Below are 14,979 nucleotides of genomic sequence, written 5' to 3'. Positions count from 1 at the left end.
ACGATGACGAAAATTTTAGAAGTGAAAGACTTAGAAATCTCTTTTGATACGTATGCTGGAAAGGTACGAGCGATTCGCGGTGTCAATTTTCATTTGAATAAAGGAGAAACATTGGCGATCGTTGGGGAATCTGGAAGTGGAAAATCAGTGACGACCAGAAGCATCATGCGCTTGCTGTCAAGCAACGCCAATATAGATGCTGGTCAAATCCTCTTTAAAGGTAACGATATCGTTGGAAAATCAGAAAGAGAGATGCAAAAAATCCGTGGTAAAGAAATAGCGATGATTTTCCAAGATCCAATGACCTCTTTAGATCCGACGATGCCCATTGGGAAGCAAGTCGCTGAGTCCCTTAGAAAGCATAATAAAGTTTCAAAAAAAGAGGGACAAAAAGCTGCATTAGAATTGCTTAAATTAGTTGGAATACCCGAAGCTGAGAAACGTATCAACAGTTATCCGCATCAGTTCTCAGGAGGTCAGCGTCAACGGATCGTGATCGCGATTGCACTGGTATGTTATCCGGAAATCCTGATTGCTGATGAACCTACAACAGCGCTTGATGTGACTATTCAAGCACAGATTTTGGAGCTGCTGAAAGAAATTCAGACAAAAATCGATACATCAATTATCTTTATCACTCATGATCTTGGTGTAGTAGCGAATGTCGCTGATCGTGTCGCTGTCATGTATGGAGGAAGAATCGTTGAAGTTGGAACATCGGAAGAAATTTTCTACAACCCGCAACATCCCTATACTTGGGGACTGCTTGGTTCAATGCCGACATTAGATAGTGCGAACGATCGATTGTATGCTATTCCTGGTTCTCCACCGGATTTATTGAACCCGCCAAAAGGAGACGCATTCTATCCAAGAAATGAATTCGCGATGAAAATCGATGCAGAACAAGAACCACCATTTTTTGAACTATCAAAAACACACAAGGCAGCAACTTGGCTACTTGCTCCGCAGGCACCCAAAGTGACACCGCCAGAAGAAATCCAACGTCGCTGGGCTATCTTTAAAGAGAAACAAAAACATACTTACGGTCAAGGAGGAATTGCTGATGCCAAATAAACTACTTGAAGTTAAAGGACTGAAACAGTATTTCAATGTAGGAAAAAAGAATGAAGTACATGCTGTAAATGACATCAGCTTTCACATCTATGAAGGAGAAACATTCGGTTTAGTTGGAGAATCTGGAAGCGGAAAATCCACTACTGGCCGTACGATCATTCGTTTGAATGAACCTACTGATGGTGAGATATTATTCGACGGTCAAGATATAACGAAGATCAAAGATAAAAAAGGTTTGACGAAATTCCGGCATGATGTTCAGATGATTTTCCAAGATCCATATGCTTCGTTGAATCCTCGGATGAAAGTCAGAGATATTATCGCCGAAGGAATTGATGTTAATGGACTAGCTAAATCATCTGAAGAGCGTGCAAAAAAAGTCGATGATCTATTGAGAACTGTTGGATTGAATCCAAGCCACGGTACTCGTTATCCTCATGAATTTTCAGGTGGGCAACGCCAGCGTATTGGTATTGCACGAGCATTGGCAGTAAAACCGCGTTTTATCATTTGTGATGAACCAATTTCTGCACTAGATGTGTCGATCCAAGCCCAAGTGGTCAATTTGTTGCAAGATCTCCAAAAAGAACATCAATTGACCTATCTATTTATTGCACATGATTTGTCGATGGTTAAACATATTAGTGACCGAATCGGTGTAATGCATAACGGCTTGTTATTAGAGATGGGAACAAGTGATGAAATCTATAATCACGGTGTTCATCCTTATACAGAAAGTTTGTTATCTGCTATTCCTCTACCAGATCCAGACCATGAGAGAAAACGCAGAAGAATCAAATATCAACCTGAACCAGATGACGGACAAGTACGTCAACTTCGTGAAATCGCACCAGAACATTTTGTCTATGCAACTGAGCAGGAAGTCCCATATTACGCAAAAAAACTAAAACGACAAAAGGAATCTCTTCTGGTTGCTAACTAGGAGGGACATAGATGCTAAAAGCTTTTAAATTCCGTATGTATCCGACAGAAGAACAAAAACAGCAATTGATTCGTACTTTTGGATGTGCTCGATTTACCTATAACCATTTGCTGAAAAAGCGGCAGAAAAGTTGGCAACAAACAGGAGTAGCCAATTTTTCGCTCACACCCGCTACATTAAAAAAAGAATACCCATTCTTAAAAGAAGTAGACAGTCTTGCTTTAGCAAATGCACAGCTTAATTTGGATCGGGCTTTTCGCAATTATTTCAAGGGACGTGCCAGCTTCCCAAAGCTTAAAACGAAAAAAAGTATGTGGCAATCTTATACGACCAACAACCAAACCCGTACGATCTATCTGGAAAATGGCTACTTAAAGTTACCAAAACAAAAAGAACTAATCAAGATAAATCAGCATCGGCCAGTTGAAGGATCGATTCGCTCCGCTACGATTTCTGCTCGATATAATGAAGAATTTTATGTCGCACTACTTTGTGATGTTTCGTCAGTAAAAAAAGAATCTTTAGCTAAATGGATCGGGATCGCCTATCATCCGAAGACATTGATCCAAACATCTCGACCTCTAGAAGTAACTTTACCAAAATTTCACCAAACAGAAGAAAAGCTGCAACATGCACAGCGGAAATTGAATGTGAAAGTCCGCTCCGCTCACCATAGAAAGATCAGGTTAGATCAGGCAAGCAATTATCAGAAACAAAAGAGAAAAGTAATGGATCTTTATCTGAAACAAAAGAACCAGCGAGAAGATTATCTTGAACAATTATCTGGGAAATTGGTCAAAGAATATGACTACTTATTTGTAGAATCTTTTCCAAAAGAAGAAGCACATGCTGATTTTTCTATTCATGACTGGCATAAATTAATAACAAAATTGCGTTATAAGTCCCAATGGTATAATAAAAAATTTCTTTTGATCAATACCGACGGAGCAGAAGAAAGCAATTCCGTAAGAAAGAGCCAGGTAGTAGAAGAAATGGGCAGACATTCGGTTATCAAGGGATAAAAAATGAATGAAACTGATAGGAGCGTTAGGGTTCGCCTTGTTAATAAAAAGTCTTAATGACTTTTGTTTCTAGGAATTTTTCTTTTGAAGAAAAGCTCACTAATTATGACAAACCAATAAAACAATAGCAGAAAAGTTCGTACGAGCTTTTTCTGCTATTGTTAATTTTTTATTCAGAAAGTTTACGAATACATCAAAATTCTGAAACAAAAAACGTAACTCACAAAGAGTTGTTTTTGCGTTCTTTCTTGAATGATTAGGTCTGAATCTTTTGCTCACAATCTTATTCATGGTGCCCCGGCTTGAGCTGATAGATTTTTGAAGGACGGCCGATTCCTACAGGACGTTCACCGATCTCATCGAAATATTGGAGCATAGCTTTCTTAAAATTGGAATGATCGATCGTTTTATAATCGATCCCTAAGAATTTAGCAAATACTTTTCGAGCTTCCGTAATCGTGAAATCTTTACCTAAAACTTGTAGAACTTGCGGCTCGTGTTCCATTTTATTGACTACACGGTTGAATGCTTTCAAGATGATTTGACTATGGTCAAAAGCCAAAGTATCTTTGCCAGAAGACTCTCCAGTGACTAAATCAAGCGAGATAGCCACTTCTCCGCTAGATAAATGGATCTTGTTACTATGACGTTCTAGTGTGAACCAGCGTACTTCCTTGGCATCATCTCCGGCGATTAGCGGTTCTTCTCCAATAAAGGCTAAGTAGCTGACTGTGACGACCCAGCCTCGCGGATCTCGATTAGGCGTACTGAATGTATGCAGTTGCTCAATATTTTCTTTTGAAATAACAACACCAGTTTCTTCTTTTGTTTCTCTTAAGACGCTTTCTCCAGTTGACTCATCCTTTTGGACAAAGCCACCAGGCAATGCCCATGAATTTCGATAAGGATGCCCTTTTCTTTGGATCAACAAAACTTTCAGCTGATCTTCTTCTTTGTTATAGCACATCAGTACGATATCGACAGTCAAAGAGGGCTTGTCATATTCTGGACGTTCCTGTTTTTGATACCAGTTAAGAAATTCTTCTTCACTTGCTTCATGTTCATAATATAATTTTTCTTCTTCTTTAGAAGCAAAACGGTTCATCTGACCACCTCCATTGACAGTAAAAGTACTTTTTACCTTATTGTAGCAGACTCTGAAAAAAAACCAAGGATTTACTTGAAAAATCTAGGTTATCATTTAAATATGAAAAATAAATGGAAGTATGAGATTGAATAAAAAGAAAAGCAGATAAAACGGCAATACTTTATACCGCTCTTCACGAATGGCAAAGAAGCCACAAATAACGATATATACGTCAATGATAAAACGCAAAATCCAAGCTGCTGTCATAAAACTGTTCAAATGCCCATGGAGGTTAAAATAACCATACATACGAATATAAAAATAGCTGAATATTAAATGTGCTAATGAAAGAAAAGCAATACTAAGTGTAAAAAAAAGATGTTTCTTCTGCATGATTGTTCCAGTCCCTTACTAAGATAGATAGTCTTTATTATACCACGTGTGAGGGGAGAAATAAAAAGCCGTTTTTTAGTAGATATGAAACAAAACAAAAACCCGCATTTATTCAACCTATTCATCCTTTTAAAGGATAGATTGAACGTAGATAGAAGTCGTTTATCCAGTCTTTTTCATTTTGAAAAAAAGCTAACAGCATGCTTTTTTTATGGTATACTAGCAAGGAAACGAATTCGCATCATGCGATAAAGGAGGAAGAGCCCCGTGGCAGAAAAGGAAACTTTTTATATCACTACGCCAATCTATTATCCAAGCGGCAAACTTCATATCGGCAACTCGTATACTACGATTGCATGTGACGCAATTGCTCGTTATAAACGGTTGATGGGCTTTGATGTGTTTTATCTCACTGGAGTGGATGAACATGGTCAAAAAATCGAAACAAAAGCAGAAGAACTAGGTGTAAAACCGCAAGAATATGTAGATAAAATGGCGGCTGATGTCAAGAAATTATGGAAAACGCTTGATATCAGTTATGATAAATTCATTCGAACGACAGATGATTACCATAAAGCAGCTGTTCAAAAAATATTTGATCGTTTATTAGAACAGGGAGATATTTACTTAGGTGAATATGAAGGCTGGTACTCTGTTTCTGACGAAGAATTCTTTACAGAAACACAACTTGCAGAAGTGTACAAAGATGACGAAGGTAATGTGATCGGTGGTAAAGCGCCAAGTGGACACGAAGTAGAATTGGTAAAAGAAGAATCATACTTCTTCCGCATGAGCAAATACGCAGACCGTCTGTTGGAATACTATGAAGAACATCCCGAATTCATCCAGCCAGAATCTCGTAAAAACGAAATGATCAACAACTTTATCAAACCAGGATTAGAAGATCTTGCAGTTTCAAGAACAACCTTTACTTGGGGGGTACCAGTCAAGAGTGATCCGAAACATGTGGTGTATGTATGGATCGATGCATTATCCAATTATATTACTGCACTAGGATATGGCTCCGAAGATGAAAGTCTATTCGAAAAATACTGGCCTGCAGATGTTCAGATGGTCGGTAAAGAAATCGTTCGCTTCCATACGATCTATTGGCCAATCATGTTGATGGCTCTTGATTTGCCTCTACCTAAAAAAGTATTTGGGCATGGCTGGCTATTGATGAAAGACGGAAAAATGTCTAAATCAAAAGGAAATGTCGTTTATCCTGAAATGCTTGTGGAACGTTATGGTTTAGATGCACTTCGTTATTATTTGCTTCGTGCTGTTCCGTTTGGGTCAGATGGTGTCTTTACGCCAGAAGATTTTGTTTCCCGTGTCAATTATGATCTGGCAAATGATCTAGGGAACTTATTGAATCGAACGATTGCTATGATCAACAAATATTGTGATGGACTCGTTCCTGACTATGCTTCACTTGTCACTCCATTTGACAGTGAACTGTCTACGACGGCTGCTAACGTTGTCGGACGTTACCATGATGCAATGGAAAAAATGGAATTCAATACAGCGTTGGCTGAAATCTGGGTGCTGATTTCTCGTGCAAATAAATACATTGATGAAACAGAACCATGGGTATTAGCAAAAGACGAAGAAAAGAAAGCTGAATTGAATAGTGTCATGATCCATTTAGCTGAATCTTTGCGTATCGCAGCGATATTACTTCAGCCAATCATGACAGAAACGCCAGAGAAGATCTTCAATCAACTAGGATTGGACTCTGAAACAATGAATCTTGAAGGATTACACTTTGGCGAATTTCCTTCAGGAACAAAAGTAGTTGCAAAAGGTACACCAATCTTCCCACGTTTAGATATGGAAGAAGAAGTTGCTTTTATTCAAGAAAAAATGTCTGAAGGTACTCAAACAAACGAAGATACAGTCAAATGGGATCCAGAAGAAACAGAACTTGTTTCAACGAAAGAAAAACAAATCAAATTTGATGTATTTGAAAAAGTAGAACTAAAAGTAGCAGAAGTCATCAACTGTCAAAAAGTAGAAGGGGCAGATAAGTTGCTGCAATTCCGACTAGATGCTGGAGACAGCCAAGACCGTCAAATCTTGTCAGGAATCGCTGAATTTTATCCTGATCCAAGCGAATTGATCGGGAAAAAAGTCGTCATTGTAGCAAATCTGAAACCACGAAAGATGCGTGGACAAATCAGTCAAGGAATGATCCTTTCTGCAGAAGCACCAGATGGCTCTTTACAAGTGATCGAAGCACCAAAATCCATGCCAAATGGCTCAGAAATCGCATAGAAATTCAAAGGGGGTATGACACTAGTTGTGTCATACCCCCTTTTTCCGAAATTTGAGAAGCAATTTTCGTAAATTCCTTCTTATTACTCGAAGCCAATCATATAATACAGAAACAGAGAACTATCCAAAATAAATCCTAGAAAAAGAAGTAGGAGCTTCGCTGATTTTTGTTAATTTAGAATAATACTAATAGGATAGGAATCGTAAAAACAGAAAAAAAGCATAATGATAAAGGGTCGGGCAGATTTTAATTGATTCATCTGGTACTCTTTTTTATTATCCTTACATTCATAAAGTTTGAATGCAATGACTTTGTTACATCTATATTTATATCTAACAGTAGCGTTGATGTGTTAATTCTAAGTTCTATCACTTTATGTTCAATTAGTTTGTGTTCTTATATGTGTGATTGAAAATATAGATAAAAAAACAATCATCGGCTTTGACTTCGATGATTGTTTTCTTTATTTTGTAAAAATCCTATCACTTGATTTTATGGTAACCTTTTATTTTTGTCTTCAAACGGCTTGGTAAGAGAGCAGTAAGCAGTGCAAATGGGATCGAAAAGACATACCAGAAAATCGTACGTCCGATACCATAATGTTGATAGAGCTTTGTCAACATCACGTGTAATAAGATCAACCCTAAAAGCAAGGAGCCAGCTATAAACCAATGATTATCCCAATGCATGACTTCACTAAGTGCCATCACTCCAAAAGGATAGAAATAAAAATAGATCCCGACTAAGGTCATCCGCCAGTTCTTTGTAAATGTTCCGATATTCAATAAAAAGAAAATCGCTGAAAGCAAAATACCGATAGGCGGAAAAAGCCCAACCAAAAAGGAATACAACATCCCCCACAAGATCATCACAGGACCTTTGATCAATGCAACGATTGCGATGAACACAGTCAGCAATATTAGTTTTTGTGATAACGTTGCAACAGTCATTAATCCAAATAAAATTAATGTGAACCAATGCCAACGGGACTGCTGTTGTTCTTTACGGGAAAAATCGACCCGGTTGGATAAATAATCTGCTAATTTCGGATAAGAACGCTTAAAATCCATAAACTGTTCCTCCTTCGTGGAAAAGGTAGGTTTAGTATACGAAAAATAAAAAAGAAATACATCCGTCTTAAGAGGGAGTTTTTCACTGAAAGTGGAGAAAAAAGAATGGTAAATTAAAATATTCTCAGTTATACTGAAAATTATACCAAATTTCAAAGAAGAAAGAGGATGGGAATGAAAGGCAAACTAAAACGAGAAATCAATCTGTTTGGCGCATTAGCTACCGTTATGGGAACCGTGATCGGTGCAGGCGTCTTCTTCAAAACTGCTGCTGTTACTGCTAGTACTCAGTCTACAAGTTTGACATTGCTAGCTTGGCTTTTGGGTGGTTTCTTAACGATCTGTGCTGGATTGACAGTGGCTGAATTAGCTACAGCAATCCCGGAAACTGGTGGAGCTGTAAAATATATTGAAGCTGCGTATGGAAAATTGCCCAGCTTTTTATTAGGATGGGCGCAAAGCTTGATTTACTTTCCTGCTAATATTGCTGCATTATCGATTATCTTTGCGACACAATTGACGAACTTATTACAATTATCTACCGATTATCTTTTGTTGATTGCAGTGATCACCGCTGTTTCTGTGACAGGGTTGAATTTGTTAGGGACAAAAGTCGGTGCTTCTGTACAATCAGTGACGTTGATTGTTAAATTAATACCAATTGCTGTGATTGTCATATGGGGATTATTGACCCCAGGACAAGGAACTGTCCAGTTATTTCCAATCGAAGCTGGAAAAGATGTTACTTTTGTCGAAGGATTGAGCAGTGCGTTGTTAGCAACGTTATTTGCTTATGACGGCTGGTTAGGTGTCGGTGCAATGGCAGGGGAAATGAAACGGCCGGAAAAAGATTTGCCTAAAGCAATTATTCTTGGTTTGAGTTTTGTAACAGTCGTTTATCTATTGATCAATTTTGTTTTTTTGAAAACTTTGCCGATTGATCATCTTGCCGGTAATTTGAATGCAGCTTCTGAAGCATCAGACGTCATTTTTGGGGGAATCGGTGGAAAGCTGGTCACTATTGGGATCTTGATCTCGGTATACGGTGCATTGAACGGTTATACACTAACTGGGATCCGCGTGCCTTATGCGATGGCTTTAGAAGACGAGCTACCTTTCAGTAAACAGCTGACAAAGCTTTCAAAGAAGTTTACGGTTCCTTATGTTCCTGCGATTTTCCAGTTAGCAGTAGCTTGTATTATGATGAGCCTTGGTTCTTTCGACTTTTTAACAGACATGTTGATTTTTGTGATGTGGCTATTCAGTTTACTGATTTTTATCGGTGTCTTTATTTTAAGAAAAAAAGCGCCAGAATTGCCACGTCCATATAAAGTACCACTTTATCCAATCGTTCCGATTATTGCGATTCTCGGCGCTATTTTCATTTTAGGTATGACGATGATGACGCAAACGAAATTAGCATTGATCGGTATAGGTGTTACCTTGATAGGTATCCCAGTCTATTATCAAAAAAAGAAAAAACGCTCAGAAGAGTAAAATATTTCAACAACAGACAGAAAAAGTACGAACTAGGTCCTCTAGATCTTCGTGCTTTTTCTATTTCAATAAAACAAGTTCTTCTATTTTGATTTTTGCTACTTCTGCAAGTAGTGCTTATGTGCTAAAGTAAGAATGAAAAGGAGAGATAAACATGATATTTGATTCTCATACCCATTTAAATGCTGAACAGTTCAATGAAGATATTCCAGAAACGATTCAGCGAGCACAAGAAATGGGGGTAACGAAAATGGCGGTCGTGGGCTTCGATACGCCAACGATTGAAAAGTCTTTGCAATTAAGCCATGACTATCCAAATATATACAGTATTATCGGCTGGCATCCGACAGAGGCTGGCAGTTATACGAAAGAAATCGAAAATAAATTACAAGAACAATTGACTTTACCAAAGGTTGTAGCATTAGGGGAAATTGGCTTGGATTATCATTGGATGGAAGACCCGAAAGAAGTCCAAGATAAAGTATTTCGCAGACAGATTGCTATCGCAAAAGAAATGAACCTACCAATCAGTATTCATACTAGAGAAGCACTTGAAGACACGTATCAAATCCTAAAAGAAGAAGATGTTCGAGATATCGGTGGAATCATGCATAGTTTCAGTGGTGATTATGAATGGGCAAAACGATTTCTTGACTTAGGGATGCATATTTCATTTAGCGGTGTCGTCACTTTCAAAAAAGCATTAGACGTCCAAGAGGCTGCAGCAAATGTACCAATCGAACGATTACTTGTGGAAACAGATGCCCCTTATCTGGCACCAGTTCCTTTTAGAGGAAAGCGGAATGAACCAGGCTATACTCGTTATACAGTAGAAAAGATTGCTGAACTTCGGAATCTTCCGACAGAAGAAGTGGCTGCCCAAACATGGACAAATACGCACCGATTATTTGGTCTAAGCGAACATGGATAAGATGAAGATCCAAGAGATTATAGTCGTTGAAGGAAAAGACGATACAAGAAGGCTGCGGGAAGTAGTTGATGCAGATACGATAGAAACAATAGGGTCTGCAATCAATGAAGAGATTCTGATGCAAATTGAACATGCCCAAGAGACTCGTGGAGTGATCGTTTTTACCGATCCTGATTTTTCAGGAGAAAAAATAAGAAAAATCATTATGGAAGCTGTTCCTCAGGCAAAACATGCTTTTTTGCCGCGCACACAAGCTAAACCAAAGAAAAAGGGAAGCCTTGGTGTCGAGCATGCAAGTGATGCTGCTATTTTAGAAGCATTGAAAAAGGTCGTGACGCCAGACATTTCCCAAACGGCTGTTTCTGAAATCACTAGACAAGACCTTTTAGACTATGGTTTAATAGCTGGGGCACAAGCAAAAGAAAAACGAGAAAAACTAGGTGACGAGTTGCGCATCGGTTACACGAACGGCAAACAATTGGAAAAACGTTTGAAGATGTTTCGTATTACGCCGAAAGAACTCGCCCAAGCAATGAAAATAGTGGAGGAACAACATGAGTGAATATCGTGAAATTGCGACACCCTCTAGAACAAAAGAGATTTTATTGAAACATGGTTTTTCATTTAAAAAAAGTTTAGGACAAAATTTTCTGACTGAACCAAATATTTTAAGGAAAATCGTAGAAACTGCGCAAATAGATGAACATACGAACGTGATCGAAGTTGGACCAGGAATCGGTGCATTGACGGAACAATTAGCCAAGCATGCAAAACAAGTCGTAGCATTTGAGATCGATGATCGTTTGATCCCTGTATTGGCTGATACGATGCAACCCTATGACAATGTGACTATTGTACATCAAGATATTTTAAAGACCGATTTGTCAACAGCTGTTAGAGAAACATTTCATGAGGAGCTTCCGTTAAAAGTCGTAGCGAATTTACCTTACTATATTACGACACCGATCATGATGCATTTTCTTGAATCAGATTTGGTTGTGGATGAACTAGTCGTCATGATGCAAAAAGAAGTAGCTGATCGTATCTCTGCTGAACCAGGAACGAAAGCTTATGGTTCATTATCGATTGCTGTTCAATATTATATGGAAGCCAGTTTAGCATTCATCGTACCAAAAACAGTATTTGTCCCTCAGCCAAATGTAGATTCAGCGATTTTGAAACTGACAAGAAGAGATATACCGGCAGTCGAAGTGACAGACGAAAAAGCATTTTTCCGATTGACAAAAGCGGCATTTCAGCAAAGAAGAAAAACGCTTTGGAATAACTTGCAGCATTCTTATGGCAAAGATGACCAGACAAAAGCATGGTTAGCAAAAAGCTTGGAAACAGCTGGAATCGATCCAAAACGTCGTGGGGAGACTTTGTCATTACAAGAATTCGCCGCATTAAGCAATGCGATGTCAGAAAATAAGCAGTAAAAAAAGAGGTTGTGACAGAAGTTGTGAAAAAGCTGTCCTGCATCAAGTAATAAGAACAGCCAAACAAAAATAGTTCCTCATGTTTTTCGTTTGTTTGGGCTTATTACCGCAGATGCAAGCTTTTGAACACCGTTTAAGAAAGAGGTTGTGGGCCTGCCGTTTAACTCTAAGTCACAAGGAACAATTTCAAAAAACAGCTTCTCATGTTTTTGAGTTAGTTGGTCTTATTACTTGATGCAAGCTTTTGACCACTATTATGCCGAACAAGGAGATGTGACACAAATTTTGTCACATCTCCTATTTTTGTTTCTTGATCAAAAAATTCTTATACTTGATACTCACACTCATTTTGTATGGATTTAGAAAAGAATATGTGTCTTGACAGTTATTAGTAAGTGAGTTATACTAAGTCGACATTTATGTGTCAAGACATATTAGGAGAGAGAAAAAATGAGAAAAAATTCAGTTCGAAAACTAACGATTTCTGCTTTATTGATTGGGATGGGGGTCATTATCCCAATGGTCATGCCTAAAATCATGATTCCACCAGCTTCCTTTACTTTGGCGTCTCATGTGCCATTATTTATTGCGATGTTTTTTACACCAGGAGTTGCAGTGGCTGTTGCGCTAGGTACGACATTTGGTTTCTTTTTAACAACGCCGGTTATCATCGCATTGCGAGCATTATCACATCTTGTGTTTGCGTTGATTGGGGCTTGGTACTTGCAAAAGCATCCGAGTATCGTTTTAAAAAATGGACAGTTTACTTTTGCTAATTGGCGTTTCCAAGGGTTCAATTTTGTGATCGGTGTGATTCATTCTTTAGCAGAAATGCTAGTAGTCAGCATCTTTTACTTTATTGGTAATATGCCTGAAACATATTATTCTCAAGGATATTTTTATACAGTATTCATCTTGATGGGGATTGGTGGGCTCATCCACAGTTTAGTTGATTATAATATTGCTTATTTTATAGCAGGAACACTCAGCAAATATTTTGATATCCCCGTATTTACGGCAGCAAAAAAAGAAAATCGGAAAGAGTCGATTCAAGGGTACGCGAAGAAAACGACATATTAGACATGATCTCTCAAAAAAAACTCTCATCTAGTAATGGATAATAAATCCTCTAAGATGAGAGTTTTTTGTCCTAAAAAGAGCTGCACCAACATCTTCTGGCACAGCTCTAACAGGGGGCAATTTATGGAAGTTTGATGACTTGTTCTGTTTCTTTATCAAAGAAGTGGCCTTTGCTGATGTTGAAGGCAAGATCGACTATTTCGCCTGGTTTATGGAAATCTCTTGCATCTACTTTTGAGATGAACTCAGTAGAACCAGTTTTTGTGTAAAGCATCGTTTCAGCTCCAAGTAATTCGGAAACGACAACTTCTGATTTGACTACGGCTTCAGGTGAAGCTTCAAGGGCTACTTGTTCACTGTGGATGTCTTCTGGACGAATACCGAAGATAACTTCTTTTCCTTCATAACCTTTTTCAACTAATACTTTGTTTTTCCCTTCAGGAATACGAAGCTTAAGCCCATGTCCATCTGTGATAACACCATTTTTCAATGTCACATTAAAGAAATTCATGGCAGGAGATCCAATAAAGCCGGCAACGAACATATTGACGGGTGTATCATAAACTTCTTTCGGTGTACCGATTTGTTGGATAAATCCGTCTTTCATGATAACGATTCGGTCAGCCATAGTCATCGCTTCTGTCTGATCGTGAGTAACATAGATGGTCGTTGTTTCAAGACGCTGGTGAAGTTTGGCAATCTCAGCACGCATGGCTACACGTAATTTAGCATCTAAATTTGATAATGGCTCATCCATTAAGAAGACTTTTGCATCCCGAACGATTGCCCGTCCCAATGCCACACGTTGGCGTTGTCCACCAGATAAAGCAGCTGGTTTTCGTTTCAAGTATTCTGTCAGACCTAAGATCTCTGCTGCATTGTCCACACGTTTTTTGATGTCTGCTTTATCATATTTACGTAATTTCAAGCCAAAAGCCATATTATCAAAAACAGTCATATGAGGATACAATGCGTAGTTTTGGAAAACCATGGCAATATCACGGTCTTTAGGTGCCACGTCATTCATGACTTTTCCGCCGATATTTAGTTCTCCTTCAGAGATATCTTCCAGTCCCGCGATCATTCGCAAAGTAGTTGACTTTCCACAACCGGAAGGACCAACAAAAACGATAAATTCACGGTCTTTGATTGATAGATTAAAATCAGTTACAGAATAATTTTCTGCATTGTCATATTTTTTATATACGTTTTTCAGAGCCATTTCTACCATAATACGTTCCACACTTTCTTTTTTAGTTTTATTAACTATTTAAAGTATAAATGAAAGCGTTAACTAACTTCAATGTCATGTTGAACAAGAATTTTTTCTTTTTTTTGTCAATGTGCTAGTTTTAAGCTTTAATAAATATCCATAAGAAATAAAAACTGATACACTGGAGTAAATAAGTATGTTAACAATATCAAAAGGAGTGTCTCTTATGAAAATCGCTTTGATCGCTCATGACCGAAAAAAACCTATGATGGTGAAATTAGCAACAGCGTATAAAACAATATTGGAAAAACATGAACTTTTTGCTACCGGGACGACTGGGCAGAGGATCACGGAAGCAACCGGCTTGCCGATCCATCGGTTTAAATCCGGACCGTTAGGCGGGGATCAGCAAATTGGAGCCATGATTTCGGAGGATCAGTTAGATTTGGTGATTTTTCTTCGAGACCCGCTGGCTGCACAGCCCCATGAACCAGATGTAACAGCACTTATCCGTTTATCTGATGTCTATGAGATTCCGTTAGCTACGAATATCGGAACAGCTGAGGTGCTACTAAGAGGACTGGAAGCCGGCTTCCTAGATTTTCGAAGAATCGTCCATGAAATAGACAAGCGTCCACTTTCATTTTGATGGATAAGCGTATGGAAAAATAACGTTTAATGTTCGCCTATATGTAGCTATAAAAGCTAAACAAACTGATAATATGCGATATAATACGAACGTATTGGATAATATAAACAATAATATTAGTTTTTCGTATTTGCAGTAAATGTGAAAATATGCTATAGTTTCTGTGGGAAAAGATCCCAAAAATAATACAGAGTAGAAAATAAAGCGTTAAGTGCTAAGAGGATGGGATGTTGCCTCTTGGACGAAGGACGTAATGTTCGCGGTTTTATTTTCGCATTCGCTGCATGATACGATGTAGCAGCT

14 protein-coding genes and 1 riboswitch are annotated in these 14,979 nt (G+C 38.3%); of the genes, 10 read left to right on the top strand and 4 right to left on the bottom strand.

Features of this window, described 5'->3' with window-relative positions; genetic code table 11:
- Window positions 1-3: 3 nt before the first annotated feature.
- The 3 genes from IGL70_RS10245 to IGL70_RS10235 are packed head-to-tail and all read left to right on the top strand — an operon-like array spanning window position 4 to window position 3,039.
- A complete protein-coding gene (locus tag IGL70_RS10245; protein WP_002289332.1) occupies window positions 4-1,074 on the top strand; it encodes an ABC transporter ATP-binding protein in 1,071 nt (356 codons plus the stop codon).
- On the top strand, window positions 1,064-2,017 hold the full coding sequence (locus IGL70_RS10240; RefSeq protein ID WP_002289330.1) for an ABC transporter ATP-binding protein: 954 nt from the start codon (window positions 1,064-1,066) through the stop codon (window positions 2,015-2,017). The genes IGL70_RS10245 and IGL70_RS10240 overlap by 11 nt, the downstream gene beginning before the upstream one ends.
- A gap of 11 nt (window positions 2,018-2,028) precedes the next feature.
- The gene (locus tag IGL70_RS10235; RefSeq protein ID WP_104874045.1) at window positions 2,029-3,039 is read left to right on the top strand and encodes an RNA-guided endonuclease TnpB family protein; all 1,011 of its coding nucleotides are present in this window, start codon (window positions 2,029-2,031) and stop codon (window positions 3,037-3,039) included.
- A gap of 283 nt (window positions 3,040-3,322) precedes the next feature.
- On the opposite strand, the gene IGL70_RS10230 is transcribed toward IGL70_RS10235, so the two are convergent.
- Together IGL70_RS10230 and IGL70_RS10225 are read right to left on the bottom strand one after the other, a co-directional pair.
- Window positions 3,323-4,144 (bottom strand): NUDIX domain-containing protein, encoded by an 822-nt coding sequence (locus IGL70_RS10230; RefSeq protein WP_002293995.1) that lies wholly within the window; start codon window positions 4,142-4,144, stop codon window positions 3,323-3,325.
- A gap of 96 nt (window positions 4,145-4,240) precedes the next feature.
- On the bottom strand, window positions 4,241-4,519 hold the full coding sequence (locus tag IGL70_RS10225) for a hypothetical protein (protein WP_002289337.1): 279 nt from the start codon (window positions 4,517-4,519) through the stop codon (window positions 4,241-4,243).
- Between the two features lie 267 nt (window positions 4,520-4,786).
- On the opposite strand from IGL70_RS10225, the gene metG reads away from it, so the two are divergent.
- Complete coding sequence (metG, locus tag IGL70_RS10220) at window positions 4,787-6,796, top strand: methionine--tRNA ligase (protein ID WP_002289325.1); 2,010 nt, start codon at window positions 4,787-4,789, stop codon at window positions 6,794-6,796.
- Between the two features lie 483 nt (window positions 6,797-7,279).
- Here the strand turns inward: metG and IGL70_RS10215 are convergent, their stop codons facing one another.
- Window positions 7,280-7,867, bottom strand: a complete 588-nt coding sequence (locus tag IGL70_RS10215) for a hypothetical protein (protein ID WP_002307249.1) — start codon at window positions 7,865-7,867, stop codon at window positions 7,280-7,282.
- A gap of 174 nt (window positions 7,868-8,041) precedes the next feature.
- Between IGL70_RS10215 and IGL70_RS10210 the strand changes: the two genes are divergently transcribed.
- The 5 genes from IGL70_RS10210 (at window position 8,042) to IGL70_RS10190 (ending at window position 12,814) form a co-directional block, all read left to right on the top strand.
- A complete protein-coding gene (locus IGL70_RS10210) occupies window positions 8,042-9,364 on the top strand; it encodes an APC family permease (RefSeq protein WP_002319648.1) in 1,323 nt (440 codons plus the stop codon).
- Between the two features lie 154 nt (window positions 9,365-9,518).
- Window positions 9,519-10,295, top strand: a complete 777-nt coding sequence (locus tag IGL70_RS10205; protein WP_002324188.1) for a TatD family hydrolase — start codon at window positions 9,519-9,521, stop codon at window positions 10,293-10,295.
- A complete protein-coding gene (gene rnmV, locus IGL70_RS10200; RefSeq protein WP_002305490.1) occupies window positions 10,288-10,857 on the top strand; it encodes a ribonuclease M5 in 570 nt (189 codons plus the stop codon). Before IGL70_RS10205 ends, rnmV begins: the two co-directional genes overlap by 8 nt.
- Complete coding sequence (gene rsmA, locus IGL70_RS10195) at window positions 10,850-11,734, top strand: 16S rRNA (adenine(1518)-N(6)/adenine(1519)-N(6))-dimethyltransferase RsmA (protein WP_002324187.1); 885 nt, start codon at window positions 10,850-10,852, stop codon at window positions 11,732-11,734. The genes rnmV and rsmA overlap by 8 nt, the downstream gene beginning before the upstream one ends.
- Window positions 11,735-12,184: 450 nt before the next feature.
- Window positions 12,185-12,814 (top strand): hypothetical protein, encoded by a 630-nt coding sequence (locus tag IGL70_RS10190; RefSeq protein WP_002294011.1) that lies wholly within the window; start codon window positions 12,185-12,187, stop codon window positions 12,812-12,814.
- 121 nt (window positions 12,815-12,935) lie between these two features.
- On the opposite strand, the gene IGL70_RS10185 is transcribed toward IGL70_RS10190, so the two are convergent.
- Complete coding sequence (locus IGL70_RS10185) at window positions 12,936-14,045, bottom strand: ABC transporter ATP-binding protein (RefSeq protein WP_002289507.1); 1,110 nt, start codon at window positions 14,043-14,045, stop codon at window positions 12,936-12,938.
- A 208-nt stretch (window positions 14,046-14,253) separates the two neighbouring features.
- Between IGL70_RS10185 and mgsA the strand changes: the two genes are divergently transcribed.
- Entirely contained in the window at window positions 14,254-14,676 is a 423-nt protein-coding gene (gene mgsA, locus IGL70_RS10180) for a methylglyoxal synthase (protein WP_002291069.1), read from the top strand.
- Between the two features lie 186 nt (window positions 14,677-14,862).
- Window positions 14,863-14,961: riboswitch (THF riboswitch) on the top strand.
- Window positions 14,962-14,979 lie beyond the last annotated feature (18 nt).

The organism is Enterococcus sp. DIV0901a, from assembly GCF_051711525.1.
GTDB lineage: Bacteria > Bacillota > Bacilli > Lactobacillales > Enterococcaceae > Enterococcus_B > Enterococcus_B faecium.
Note: the sequence above shows the minus strand (reverse complement) of the source record. Positions and strands in the feature narration are given on the sequence as shown.

Bases quoted from the DNA above. Each gene is read 5' to 3' on its own strand.
- rsmA (WP_002324187.1), top strand. From the start codon at position 10,850: ATGAGTGAATATCGTGAAATTGCGACACCCTCTAGAACAAAAGAGATT.
- rnmV (WP_002305490.1), top strand. From the start codon at position 10,288: ATGGATAAGATGAAGATCCAAGAGATTATAGTCGTTGAAGGAAAAGAC.
- IGL70_RS10245 (WP_002289332.1), top strand. From the start codon at position 4: ATGACGAAAATTTTAGAAGTGAAAGACTTAGAAATCTCTTTTGATACG.
- IGL70_RS10205 (WP_002324188.1), top strand. From the start codon at position 9,519: ATGATATTTGATTCTCATACCCATTTAAATGCTGAACAGTTCAATGAA.
- IGL70_RS10185 (WP_002289507.1), bottom strand. From the start codon at position 14,045: ATGGTAGAAATGGCTCTGAAAAACGTATATAAAAAATATGACAATGCA.
- IGL70_RS10230 (WP_002293995.1), bottom strand. From the start codon at position 4,144: ATGAACCGTTTTGCTTCTAAAGAAGAAGAAAAATTATATTATGAACAT.
- IGL70_RS10240 (WP_002289330.1), top strand. From the start codon at position 1,064: ATGCCAAATAAACTACTTGAAGTTAAAGGACTGAAACAGTATTTCAAT.
- mgsA (WP_002291069.1), top strand. From the start codon at position 14,254: ATGAAAATCGCTTTGATCGCTCATGACCGAAAAAAACCTATGATGGTG.
- IGL70_RS10190 (WP_002294011.1), top strand. From the start codon at position 12,185: ATGAGAAAAAATTCAGTTCGAAAACTAACGATTTCTGCTTTATTGATT.
- IGL70_RS10210 (WP_002319648.1), top strand. From the start codon at position 8,042: ATGAAAGGCAAACTAAAACGAGAAATCAATCTGTTTGGCGCATTAGCT.
- IGL70_RS10235 (WP_104874045.1), top strand. From the start codon at position 2,029: ATGCTAAAAGCTTTTAAATTCCGTATGTATCCGACAGAAGAACAAAAA.
- IGL70_RS10225 (WP_002289337.1), bottom strand. From the start codon at position 4,519: ATGCAGAAGAAACATCTTTTTTTTACACTTAGTATTGCTTTTCTTTCA.
- IGL70_RS10215 (WP_002307249.1), bottom strand. From the start codon at position 7,867: ATGGATTTTAAGCGTTCTTATCCGAAATTAGCAGATTATTTATCCAAC.